The sequence below is a fragment of the Peribacillus sp. TE19612 genome (assembly GCF_056279465.1).
Genome location: NZ_JBWCCL010000003.1, coordinates 60715 through 73432, shown reverse-complemented (window position 1 = coordinate 73432; position 12718 = coordinate 60715). Strand labels below are relative to the sequence as shown.

Annotated in this window: 13 protein-coding genes; 2 read left to right on the top strand and 11 right to left on the bottom strand. The window is 40.4% G+C overall.

Going from position 1 to position 12718, the window contains the following annotated elements; genetic code table 11:
* Positions 1-66 precede the first annotated feature (66 nt).
* The gene (speB, locus tag ACZ9AO_RS06295; RefSeq protein ID WP_251541088.1) at positions 67-1065 is read right to left on the bottom strand and encodes an agmatinase; all 999 of its coding nucleotides are present in this window, start codon (positions 1063-1065) and stop codon (positions 67-69) included.
* Positions 1066-1384: 319 nt separating this feature from the next.
* On the opposite strand from speB, the gene ACZ9AO_RS06290 reads away from it, so the two are divergent.
* Positions 1385-2788: a sigma-54 interaction domain-containing protein gene (locus ACZ9AO_RS06290; protein ID WP_251541087.1), complete on the top strand. Its 1404-nt coding sequence runs from the start codon at positions 1385-1387 to the stop codon at positions 2786-2788.
* Between the two features lie 755 nt (positions 2789-3543).
* Here the strand turns inward: ACZ9AO_RS06290 and ACZ9AO_RS06285 are convergent.
* The 3 genes from ACZ9AO_RS06285 to ACZ9AO_RS06275 form a co-directional block, all read right to left on the bottom strand.
* Positions 3544-3864 (bottom strand): antibiotic biosynthesis monooxygenase family protein, encoded by a 321-nt coding sequence (locus ACZ9AO_RS06285; protein WP_476108695.1) that lies wholly within the window; start codon positions 3862-3864, stop codon positions 3544-3546.
* A 176-nt stretch (positions 3865-4040) separates the two neighbouring features.
* On the bottom strand, positions 4041-4169 hold the full coding sequence (locus tag ACZ9AO_RS06280; RefSeq protein ID WP_260359184.1) for a hypothetical protein: 129 nt from the start codon (positions 4167-4169) through the stop codon (positions 4041-4043).
* Between the two features lie 289 nt (positions 4170-4458).
* Complete coding sequence (locus tag ACZ9AO_RS06275) at positions 4459-4638, bottom strand: IDEAL domain-containing protein (RefSeq protein ID WP_034315231.1); 180 nt, start codon at positions 4636-4638, stop codon at positions 4459-4461.
* 466 nt (positions 4639-5104) lie between these two features.
* On the opposite strand from ACZ9AO_RS06275, the gene ACZ9AO_RS06270 reads away from it, so the two are divergent.
* On the top strand, positions 5105-6403 hold the full coding sequence (locus ACZ9AO_RS06270) for an MFS transporter (RefSeq protein WP_034315234.1): 1299 nt from the start codon (positions 5105-5107) through the stop codon (positions 6401-6403).
* 97 nt (positions 6404-6500) lie between these two features.
* Here ACZ9AO_RS06270 and ACZ9AO_RS06265 read toward each other — a convergent pair whose 3' ends face one another.
* The 7 genes from ACZ9AO_RS06265 to ACZ9AO_RS06235 form a co-directional block, all read right to left on the bottom strand.
* Entirely contained in the window at positions 6501-7190 is a 690-nt protein-coding gene (locus tag ACZ9AO_RS06265) for a YjjG family noncanonical pyrimidine nucleotidase (protein WP_476108694.1), read from the bottom strand.
* A 268-nt stretch (positions 7191-7458) separates the two neighbouring features.
* On the bottom strand, positions 7459-8181 hold the full coding sequence (locus tag ACZ9AO_RS06260; protein WP_251541075.1) for an anti-sigma factor: 723 nt from the start codon (positions 8179-8181) through the stop codon (positions 7459-7461).
* Complete coding sequence (locus tag ACZ9AO_RS06255) at positions 8182-8736, bottom strand: RNA polymerase sigma factor (protein ID WP_264896411.1); 555 nt, start codon at positions 8734-8736, stop codon at positions 8182-8184. It abuts the gene before it with no gap.
* Between the two features lie 78 nt (positions 8737-8814).
* A complete protein-coding gene (locus ACZ9AO_RS06250; RefSeq protein ID WP_476108693.1) occupies positions 8815-9285 on the bottom strand; it encodes a COG4315 family predicted lipoprotein in 471 nt (156 codons plus the stop codon).
* Positions 9286-9306: 21 nt separating this feature from the next.
* On the bottom strand, positions 9307-10035 hold the full coding sequence (locus ACZ9AO_RS06245) for an extracellular solute-binding protein (RefSeq protein WP_476108831.1): 729 nt from the start codon (positions 10033-10035) through the stop codon (positions 9307-9309).
* Between the two features lie 282 nt (positions 10036-10317).
* On the bottom strand, positions 10318-11427 hold the full coding sequence (locus tag ACZ9AO_RS06240) for a GerAB/ArcD/ProY family transporter (RefSeq protein WP_476108692.1): 1110 nt from the start codon (positions 11425-11427) through the stop codon (positions 10318-10320).
* A 189-nt stretch (positions 11428-11616) separates the two neighbouring features.
* The gene (locus tag ACZ9AO_RS06235; RefSeq protein WP_476108691.1) at positions 11617-12717 is read right to left on the bottom strand and encodes a GerAB/ArcD/ProY family transporter; all 1101 of its coding nucleotides are present in this window, start codon (positions 12715-12717) and stop codon (positions 11617-11619) included.
* Position 12718 lies beyond the last annotated feature (1 nt).

Below are 12718 nucleotides of genomic sequence, written 5' to 3'. Positions count from 1 at the left end.
TCGCTTTGTAAAGAGGGAAGAAAGGACTTTACCGCTTCCTTCCTTCTCTACAGTTAAATGAGGAAACTAATTATTAAGCTGCGTTTCCAAATCTCCTACTCTCTCTTTCTTCTCCATTTTCCCTTTTTTTGCGAGTGCGATGAGTGTGATGAATTCATAGACAATATTAGCAGCTGCGGCAGCCGTGATTTGTCCGTGATCGTATGATGGTAAAACCTCAACAAGATCGAATCCAACAAAATCTATATTCGTCAATCCTCTCACCAAGGCTAAAGCATCATCAATGCTGGCACCGGAAACTTCTGGAGTCCCCGTCCCCGGAGCATAAACCGGATCTAAAAAATCAATGTCAAAAGATAAAAACACCGGACCATTCGCAACACGCTCATGAATGACCCTTAGCATCTTTTCGACCCCGATACGCTTATAATCGTTAGTCGTGTAAACTCCCAAACCTAAATCCCGGGCATCCTGAAGATCTTCGGGTCCGTACAGACCGCCCCTCATTCCAATTTGAAGAGATCGCGATACATCGATGAGCCCCTCTTCTATTGCGCGGCGAAAAACGGTTCCGTGATTATACTTTTGATCAAAATAACTATCCCAAGTGTCAGAGTGGGCATCGAACTGAAGCAGGGCAACGGGTCCATGTTTTTTTGCGATTGCACGTAACTCCCCTAGTGTAATAGAATGATCGCCTCCCAATGAAATCGGAATGATCCCTTTTTCAATGACGGGGGTAAGCTCTTCTTCGATCTTTTTATATGTTTCCGAAATATACCCCGGGATGATCGGAACATCCCCATAATCTATTCCTGATATATAGTCAAAAATATTAATATCTTGTTCTGGATTATAAGGACGTAAAAGGATTGAAAAATCGCGAATGGCTTCTGGTCCGAATCTCGCACCCGTCCTAAACGATTGCCCGGAATCAAATGGAATTCCCGTAATGACAAAATCCATATTTTCATCTATCTGTTCAACAAATGGGAGCCGCATAAACGTACGCACTCCACAAAAACGGGGTGATTTGAATGAGTCTTTCGGTTGATACTTCGTCATGTAACATCCTCCTAAATTCTAATTCTACTATTATTTTTTTCACTCCATTGCATTTGCAGATGTCATACAAACTTCCATCTATTCTAATAGAATGGATATTCATTACACCCTTGTTTGGAAATTCTCTTCTTACCTTTTACATAAGCAAGATTCAGGCCAACTATTTCGCTGCGGTATATAAGGCTTTTCATTATTTTGTTTCACCAAACGATTAAAAACTTAATCATTTTCTTGTTTTTTGATTTAAATTTTGATTATTTAGACTTTTTGATTTATATTTTAATTAAGCAACATCCCACAACCCAAAGGAGCGTAACGTATGTACGATGATATGCTGGAGGAAGAACTAAATAAAATTATTGAAACATCGAATAATAACATTCTCATTACCGATCAAGATGGAATCATTTTATATTCCAACCCAAAGCTTTGGGAGATTTATGGTATGAAAAGTGACTCTTATATCGGTACCTCCGTCTATCAATTAGAAAGCGAGGGCCTTCTTGCACCTTCCATCAATGCGATTGTTTTAAAGGAAAAGAAAGCGAAACGCATTATGCAAGAAACAAAAACGGGTCATGTTGTCATGTCGACTGGCTATCCCATTTTTAATAAGGAAGGTCACCTCGTTAGGGTAATCAGCTATGGTCAGGATCAAACCGAGATCCTGCAATTGCAGGATCAATTTGAGCAATTACAACGAAAGGTTAAAGGCTATCAAACGGAAGTCGAGGATTTAAGAGAAAAGGAACTGGATTACCATTATCTGATTGCCAGAAGTAATGAAACGAAACATATTTTAAAAACGATCCATAATGTTTCAAAAACCGATGCCACGATTCTCTTATTAGGACCTTCCGGGGTAGGGAAAAGCACTTTTGCCCGTGCTGTTCATGACCAAAGCAACCGAAAGAAAGAACCATTTATCGAAGTGAATTGCAGCACGATCCCTGAAAGTTTGTTTGAATCAGAAATATTCGGCTATGAGCCGGGATCATTTACAGGGGCAAATAAGCAAGGGAGGCAAGGCCTGATCGAGCAGGCTGACAGCGGAACTCTTTTCTTGGATGAAATTGGGGAACTCCCACTTGCCATGCAAGCTAAATTACTGAAAGTACTACAGGAGAAAAAGATAAAGCGCATCGGTGGAAAAAAAGAAAACCATATTAACTTCCGCCTAGTTGCAGCAACTAATCAAGATTTGAAGGAGATGGTAAGTCAAGGTAAGTTTAGATTGGACTTATTTTATCGTTTGAATGTGATTCCCATCCAAATTCCGGCATTGCATGAACGTAAAGAAGATATCCCTCTCTTAATTCAGCATTATTTAGAAAAAACCAATGATAAATACAAGAAATACAAAAAAATCCATCCATCGACTTATGAAGTCTTGACCGATTACCATTGGCCCGGAAATATACGGGAATTAGAAAACTTAATTGAACGGTTAATCCTGACCATCGAAGAGCCAATTATATTTTCCGAACACCTTCCACAATCCATCACAGGGCAAGTCGAACCCCCTGAAGATTCCACCTTCCTCGCAATCGAACAGGAATGTGAAGAGAATTTCGATTTAAAGAAGACATTGGAAAACGTTGAAAGGCAATTGATTGCAAAAGCATGGAAAAAATGTAAAACCACATACGAAATGGCAGAACATTTGGGCATCAGCCAGCCAACAGTCATCTATAAATTAAAGAAATACAAAAAGTATTTGTAAATTCAGCTGGACTGAAATCCCCCGATGAATGGTCCTTAGTCTTTAGCCATAGATGCTATTCAAGCTAAGGGCGCTTTTTAATATTTGCCGGCAATTCGAAGTGAAACGTATGAAGATTATCGGATTATTCCAATATAAAGGCCATCAAAAAAATCCTCATTCAAGTTGAATGGGATTCACAATATCACGTTTCCATATTTTAATATTACAGCTTACATTAATTCAAACGGATGATCATCAGTGAAGCTCCTGCCACACTGTAGATGATCCAAATATTGGATTACCGACCCTATAGATCCTGTTGCTCCCGCTTCTCCTGTCGCTTTCCCGTGGCCCAGATTGATCCGGTTATTCCTTTTGCTCCTGTGGCACCGGTTGCTCCAAAGATTCGCGGATGATCAACGCATCTTGCAGAACGAATTTTTTCTTTTCCTGATTCCGCCTTTCATTATGGGCAGTAATGACCCTGGATGAATCGATTTCATGTACTTTATAAAGGAAATCCCGATATCAATTTTCCCCCAGCAAAAATGATATTTAACTATATCAACAGACTTGGAATTACATAACCTATCCCGAGATTTCATCAACAAAAAGAGGCACCCATAATGGGAGCCTGAATTTTAGTGAAGGTAAGCTATTATATGTGAACGGTAACCATTCCGTATCCTTATCCTAACAAGATGATTGAGAAATGGGATATTCCACCCAGTTACTTATTTGTACGGAATTTAAAACAGGCTACTTAAGGTCAGTTATTTCACTGCCTTCTTAATAGCCTTCACTTTATATAATGATCCTTCCGAACTGACGATATATTCAGGCTTTGGTTTCCCTAGGTTTGCTTTATGGCCTGCGATATGGGCTTCACTCTTTTCCCACTGCTTCCAATGCGACTCCGACTCCCAATTGATCATAATGATGACCTCTTCATCCCCGCGTCGCACTTTTTTCACCATTACACTTAAATCGATGAACCCTTCCTGCTTTTCTATGATCCCTTCCCCGCTGAACCGTTTTACTACTTGTTCTGCATTACCTTCTTTTACCACCATTTTTCTCATCTGAACGAACAATATGAACAACTCCAATCGATATACTTGTATTGAATTATTTTATTCGATAACGATTCTCATTGTCAATTAATGAGACTTTTACTTAAGTGCATTACTCAAAATCTGATTCCCAAAAACAAAATAAAAAATGGATCAGGAAGTTTTGCATATCTTCCTGATCCATTTTTTATTGTCACTCACCTTTTATCTTTAAGACTTTTGGGAACATAGTCATTCAGTTTGTTAAATAAAGAAGTAATGTAGGAGCTGAGTTCAAATCGATCCTCCTGAACAAATTCAACTAAAGACACTCCATTCTTTTTCATAACTTTTCCCCCTTTTAGTTTTTATCCCGGTGCATGAACTTTTCAGCAACTAATACCGTGAATCCCGCCATTAGCGCACTTACACTCTTCTCTCCATCGTTTCTTTATTTGATTATACAAGAAAGCGCTTACAATGTAAAATATTATAATACTATAGATTGCTATTTACTTAGTATGTTCCAGGTAAATGAAGTTTTCTCTTCAGCATATTTATGGTTATCAGCTTTGCTGGCTTTTCAGTGTACATTCCATATCATAACTACTTGTCTTGTTCACAGAGAATAAAATTTCAGGAAATGCCCTTCAATATTTCAGTTAAACGTAGGAACTCTTCCTTATCACGATTTCTTAATGAGTCATCGATTTCTTTTTCGATTTGGGCTTTCCGGTAATCACTAAGGGCCTTTTTTAAAACCATTTCAGCCATCTCTTCAGGTTCAAGCGATGTTCCTGGCAATTGCTTCTCCATACGAAACCAACTCCTTAACCTTTTTTCTATTATACTAAATAACTTGGAGATTATTATTATTAATTAAAATCTTATCCTTTCCTCTTATTCATTTTTCATTTCCTTATCCACATGATTTCCACTTTGCCACTCTTCTATACACAAAATTTCTAAATATTCTGATTTCTAACCAGTAACATATTTTCTTTTTATTCACTTAGTCATTTTACCTGGGAAGATCGGATCGTTTATTTCCATTGCTTTAGAATTAATTATATTCCATTACAGGTGAAGGGAGCTAAGTTATTTGCTTCATTTTTTCAGAAAAGTCGGAAATATATTGACCGGTATGGATAAGCCCTCTAAAATAATCTAAATAATCCAGTTTTTTACTTATATTCATTTACCATCATTTTTGTTCATTTCGGCTTTATTTATTGTTGAGAACAATATTGATGAAAAACTTAGCATTAAAGGAGCATTTATCATGAAAAAAAGTCGAGTTCTTTTCGCTAGTTTAGCGGGTTCCGTTATTGAGTGGTACGATTTCTATTTATACGGGACAGCAACGGGCCTGGTTTTTACGACGCTATTCTTTCCGAATCATGATCCAGCGATTTCACTTCTTCTTGCCTTTGTCACATTCGGTGCTGGTTACGCTGCCCGTCCAATCGGCAGCATCCTTTTCGGTCATATGGGTGATCGCATCGGACGGAAGGCAGCACTCATGTTCACCCTTATTGGTATGGGAGGGAGTTCAATGCTAATCGGTGTTCTGCCCACTTATGCCCAGGTTGGGTTGGCCGCCCCCGCCATCTTGGTGGTGCTGAGGTTGATTCAAGGAATTTCCTTGGGAGGTGAATGGGGCGGAGCCATCCTATTGGCAACGGAATCTGCTCCTAAAGGTGTCCGTGGGTTATATGGATCCATTCCCCAACTAGGGGTCCCCATCGGCTTGGTTGCCGGTTCGTTCAGCCTAACCCTCATCAGTTCCTTAACAACCGATGCCCAATTTTTATCTTGGGGTTGGCGGATTCCATTCCTTTTAAGCGGTGTACTGATCGGGTTGGCAATCTGGGTAAGGAGTGGCATTGAAGAAACGCCGGAATTTAAAGCGCAGAAAGATAGCGGCGATCTTGCGAAAGTTCCCATTATTGAAACGTTGAAACACGATTGGAGAAGTGTGCTGCAAGTGATCGGACTAAAAATTGGGGACGGCTTCTTCAATGTATTCATCATGTCCTATGTTCTCGTATTTACTACACTGTATTTTGGTTATTCCCAAGATTCAGCTCTTACCGGTTTAACGATTGGCTGCGCTACAATGCTGATTACCATTCCTGTCATTGGTTACATTTCAGATTTCATCGATCGAAAAATCATCTATTTTGGGGGCCTGACTCTCCTTTTCGTCTTGGCCATCCCATATTTCACAATGATTGGGCGTGGGGTTGGCTGGTTCTACATGATGCAGGCAGTTGTACTCGGCGTCATCTGGGGAGCCATTTTTTCCACACAAGGGACATTATTCTCGGAGCTCTTTCCAGCCAAGGTCCGTTATACTGGATTATCCGTCGGTTATCAGGTCGCGGCAGCCATTGCAGGTTTCGGTCCGCTCATCTGGACCGCCATGGCGGAATCATACGGCCCATCCCCTTTGGTATTTGGCGGATTCATGATGGCAGGTCTCGCGATTTCCCTGGCGCTTTGTATATTATCCCCGCATTTCAGCAGAAGAAAAGAAAAGGATCAAACGCTCAAACCACATGAACTGGATTTGAACTGATTCTAAAATCTCTGGCATGAGTAATAACAGAGGCTGCACGTCCTATCACCCGGACAAGCAGCCTCTGTTTTTTTACAATGCATATACCTCCCTATACTCATTTACTTCCTACAATCTCCAAAAGATCAGTGAGCGTACGGATTTCATAGGTGGGCTTGATTCCCAGATCATTATCCTTTTGATGGGGATTGTACCAGCATGTATCCAATCCATAATTCAAGCCGCCCTGTATATCTGAAGTCAAGGAATCACCCACTATCAACGCTTTCGATTTATCTGTGATCTTCAACTTGGAAAATGCATAATCAAAAATCCCTCTATCAGGCTTCTGAAACCCAGCCTCTTGGGAAACTATCAAGGTCTCAAAGCTATTGCAAAGGGCTGACCCGCCGATCCTTGCTGTCTGCACTGCCGTGAAGCCATTTGTTATTATAGCAAGCCGGCATCCTCCAAGCTTCTCGCAAACCTCTATAGCCCCGGGCAGAAGATGTATTTCCTTTCCCAAATGTCGTAGGTACGCACGGCTGAACGCATCCGCATCCATATCAAGCCCATGCTTCAGGAACAACCGCTTGAACCTTTCCACTCCCAGAATGGTTAAATCTATATTCCCCCGTTCCAAATCCCTCCATAATACCTTACTGATTTCTTGGTAGCAACCTGCATAATCCTCCGCCCCTGTGGGCAAACCGAACTCTAAAAAGGCTTCATGCAGTGCTTTCTTTTCCGATATTCCAAAGTCTAGCAAAGTATCATCAACATCAAATAAAATAATTTCGTATTTCATCGCTGCCTCCATAATCATTTTAGTCCAACTTAACACATTTCCTTTAATTACGTATCGAAAATATGTACTGAAAGCTTGGAAAACTACAAAAAGGATAGCTCAAAGGCTATCCTTTTTGTATGGTTCTTTATAGAGGATGACTCCTAATGGTAAACTGTTATCATATTTACTCTTTCATGACCATGGCGTTTATTCTATAACGCACTGCTATCATTTTAAATACGAACAGAAAATAAGAGACTTCCCTTTGCGGGCAAGTCCCTTATTTTTATGAAGATCCTACTATTTTTTCGCCTCTCGGCTTTGTACTATTTGAATCCGGTTCTCTTGTGATGCCAATTTGATTGAATTTATCATCTATGGACAGTTTGTATGTCAATGATCCTGTACCTTCTTCATTAGGCTTGAAAGTTCCTGCATTTCTCCGTTTTCCATCTTTCAGCAGCCACACCTGATACACCTCGGACTCTTGAAGGCTAGGTAAATTCTGAATTTGCACGATTAACCTTCTTTCTTCACCTTGCTGCAAAATGTATGCAGCCCCATCCGTATTCATCTTTACTGCCGTCTTATCGGCAGGCTGCAAAGATAGCGACGTTTTAACCTCCGTCGGCAGATTGATAGCTGCAAGTTCTTTTTTCAGTTGAATATTGGAATATAACAGCACAAATAACAAAACCAGAACAGCCAACAAAAGTCCTGAAGTTACTGGTGTAAACTGCTTAAAGAAAAAACCACCCCATTTCTTTCCCCTTCTCACCGGAACTTCATCATCAGTCTCAAAGACAAAATTCATGACCTCTGATTTCAGGGAAGAAGAAGGTTCCATTTCTTCGAAATCCCATTTCAATGAATCCCAGGCTTCCGTCATTTGTTCATACTCCTTAGTGCATTCAGAGCATTGAATTAAGTGTTCCGCGAATGCTTTTTTTTCTTTTTCTCCCAGTTCACCCGATAAAAATGAAAGCAGGTTAGCGCACTCTGTATTCATTTACAAACCACCTACTTCCAAATACTTTTTCAACAATTTTAGCGACTGATGAAGTCTGCTCTTGATGGTACCAATCGGTTCATTTTCAATTTTGGCAATTTCCGTTAACGAATACCCTTTCCAATACAGTAAATCAATCAGCCTTTTTTGCGGCTTGCTTAACTTACTTTTTGCATTGGCAATTTCACTGTATAATAGCCCATTTTCTATAGCATTATTAGGATCTTCTATGTCAATCGGATGACTCATGTCCATGTGTTTGTTATTCCGGTTATGAACGCTGTCTTTACGGACATAATCCACACAAACATTTCGTGTAACGGTCAAAAGCCAGCTTACAAAGTGCCCCTTTTCGGAATTGTAACTGCTTTTTGTGGTCCAGAGCTTTAAAAAGACCAACTGCACGATCTCTTTAGTTTTTTCAGCATTTCCATTTGTGAACTTAAAAATAAAACCATAGATTAATTTAATATGCCGGTCATAAAGTTCTTCCAGAGCAGGACGATGCTTTTTCATGACTAATGCCATCAATTCCTTATCAAGTTTTTCTTTCAATCGCACCTGCAACTCCTCACAAGTAAATTTGGAAAAAAACGTGTAACAGGAACGACCATCACTGATCGTCCCTTTTTCTTATTTTGGAAAAACCGTCTTATCATTTACAATATACCAAACATTTTTCACACCTTCGCCATTGACATCTCCCGCTCCCTTATCATTCACAAAATAGTAGAGTGGAAATCCTTTGTACGTTACCTGCTCTTCCCCTGTATCTTCTCTTTTCATGGTTCCAAAGTCTTTTTCCTCAAATCCTTTAGGGACAGCAAAATCCCTTTCCATGAATGGCGGCCATTTTTTCAGACAATCACCCATGCAATTGCTTTTTCCTGATTTATCATTCTTGAAAAAATAAAGTGTCATTCCTTTGGAATCAGCAAGGTATTCGCCTGTTTTTTCACTTTCCATTAATTTCAGGGGCATTGCTTTTTCATCAGCAGTACCATTAACCACTTGATCATTTTGGGGTGAATCATTAGCTTCATTTCCACATGCCGCCAAAACTAGGACCATCATAAAAACTGAAAATACCATCCACTTTTTCATATGCTCTCACTCCTCGTCAATTTACTTCCATCCCCATTTTTGAAACACTTGATGGGATTTTTCCGTTTTAAGATAATCAATGAATTGTTGTGCCTTTTTCTTGTTTTCACTCTTACTTGTTATGCTTACCGGGGTTCCCCTATAAAGCTTGTCTTCCTCAGGGAGCTGAACCAGGTCCGTCACATCCGCCAGACGGTAATGCCAGGATTCATATGTAATCCAGGCGTCTAATTTAGAATTTGCCTTCCATAGATTGATAGCTTCTGCACTGGATCTCACTGAAATGTCAATATTCCTGCTAATTCCAGGAATCAATCCTTTTCTTCCGGCCAAATCTTCCCATAGCCCCAGTTGCCCGGCTCCATTAACATCTACAATCTTTACGCCCTTCTTCGTTAAATCCTCCAAAGACTGTATATTCTTTGGGTTTCCTTTTCTAACCAGAATTCCAGCTGACCGCGAATACAATTCAGTACGGCTCTTTTCATTAATGATACCTGGATGATCATGCATAAATTCTGTTAGCATATACTCGGACCCTCCGTAAATGATATCCGCATCCTGTTTAGCTTGATCAATCCATTTTTCTTCGGGTCCCGCTGTTACCTCAACTTTTATCCCCGTTTCTTTGGTGAATTGCTCCGCCATTTCCCTGATAGGTCCAAGGGGTCCACCTGGTCCATATACTTTTACGACGTCGTTGACAGCTTGGCCCCGATTCGAACCCATTTCCGGTGAAAATCCTAACAGTACTAGCACCAATGATATCCACCCAACAAAAATGACCTTTTTCAAGTCTTTCTTCTCTCCCTCCTAAAAAGCCTTTGTACTATAGATAACGGAACAAATCCCGAAACGGTTTGAAAAAAATTGTTAATTATTTTCAACTCGCTGCAAAATACATCTTATGATCTTAAGCATTTCTCTTTTTTCTCAACAAAAACACCCCATTCGAAAAAGCATCTATTTTCGAATGGGGCATGACTTTAATTACATACTCTTTCAATTCTCTTAAACAAGTGGCAGAAAAGGCTAACTTGAATTGCTTCCCTCTCTCTTTCTCTTTCTATTTCTTTTAATAACAGCTATCACCAATAATAAAAACGGAATAATCGTTTGCATCAAAATTCCATGAAAAGGGAAGGCGACGATATCATATCGATTGACATCCATAGAGCTGGTATACGACCAAAAGCTGAATTCTACAATCAAAATCCCTATCGGCCATACAACAGGACGATAGTCGGAGAGATTCAGCCACTGCGCGGTACCTAAAGCAGCCGCATAATAAAACACAGAAATTTTGACAAACGCTCCTACTATCCATACAGACATGATGGCGGACTCCAAATGTTCAAAAAAGTCGGCCAAACTGATGTACCGGGATACATTCATCACGGGATAATTCTTTGTGGCTGTTGTTGACCCGAGTACAAAAAGAACCAGAAGATTCACCACAATTAACGTCATCATCACGGCAAAAACAGACATCATCCCGGATTTCATCCCTTTTTTCATATCGGTTAAAAAAGGGAGGAGAAAAATCATCAGAAAAAACTCGCTGAACCATCCACCCGGTACAATCGAACCCTTGATTGGAGGCATAATTCCATTCCCCAATATCGGGAATATATTCTTAAATTCAAGATCTGGGCCCAGTAGGACAATTAAAAGGAGGATTGGAAAGATAAAAACAGGAACCAACAATTGGGCAGCTCTCCCCATCACCTCTATCCCTCCGCGTACGATAAAGGCACAGAGGAGTACCATCGATGCCATGATAACGCTAATCGGGGTTTTGACCAGAAAAGAGTCGACAATAAATTCTCCGTAACTTCTTAGGATTTGCCCTGTGATCGGGATATAAAAAAACAAGAATAAAAAACCGAGAATTTTCCCCGGAATCCGACCGATGATCTGTTCACTGAATTGGATAACCGTTTGTTTCGGATAAAGTTTGTGCAGTTTATAAGTGATATACACCGTCGCATACCCGATGAGAGACGCCAAAATGGGGGAGAGCCATAAATCATTTTTTGCATATTTCGCTGTGATGCTTGGAACACCGAGAACAGCCGTTGCCACAATCGTTGGATACATCATGAATGCCATCTGTAAAGATGAAATTTTCCCTTTCTCCATCATCTTCCTCCTTTCTGTGATAGTATGTAAATCTGGAATCACGTACCCCACTGATCGATTTACTTTTTTATAAACTCTTCAAACGGCTAAAAAAAGAGATGCAATCCATTCAGTTGGTGCTGCCCTCTGCGCGAGTACGAACATAGATAGCACCTTTTCGATAGGATATTCAGTATAAAAAATGCCCAGTCAGCTGGTTTCGGTTCCTTTACGATTTCTTTTCCTAACAACAGCAATCACCAACAACAACAGAGGAATAATCGTTTGCATCAAAATACCTTGTAAAGGGAAGACGTTGATATCATTACGACTGACATCCACAGAGGTAGGCAACGACCACAAACTGAATATGACAAGCAAAATCCCTATCGGCCATACAATAGGTCGGTAGTCGGAGAGATTCAGCCACTGCGCTGTACCTAAAGCAGATGCATAATAAAAAACGGAAATTTTCACAAACGCCCCCACTATCCATACCGCCATGGCGGCGGATTCTACATGTTCAAAAAAGTCGGCCAAACTGATGTATCGAGATGCATTCATCAAGGGGTAAAGCTTTGTGGATGTTGTTGACCCAAGTAAAAAAAGAACCGTAAGATTCACCACAATTAACGTCATCATCACGGCAAACACAGACATCATACCGGATTTCATCCCTTTTTTCATATCCGCCAAAAAAGGAAGAAGAAAAATGATCAGGAAAAACTCGCTGAACCATCCCCCCGGTACAATCGCACCCTTGATTGGGGGCTTTATACCATCCGCCAATACCGGGAATATATTCTTGAATTCAAGATCAGGAATCAGCAAGAGGATTAAGATAAAGATTGGAAAAATGAAAACAGGTACAAACAATTCAGCAGCTCGCCCCAACACTTCTATTCCCCCGCGTACGATGAACGCACACAGAAGCACCATCGATGCCATGATCACACTAATCGGGGTACGTACCAGAAAAGAGCTGACAATAAATTCTGCGTAGCCTCTAAGGATTAGCCCCGTGTTCTGGATATAAAAAAACAAGAGTAAAAAACCGAAAATTTTCCCCGGAATCCGACCAATGATCTTTTCAGTGAATTGGATCACCGTTTGTTTTGGATAAAGTTGGTGCAGTTTATAAGCGATATACACCGTCAGATACCCTATGAGCGCAGCAAAAATGGGGGACAGCCATAAATCAGTTTTGGCATATTTCGCTGTGATGCTGGGAACCCCGATAATAGCCGTTGCCACAATCGTCGGATACATCATGAATGCCATCTGTAATGATGAAATTTTCCCTTTCTCCATC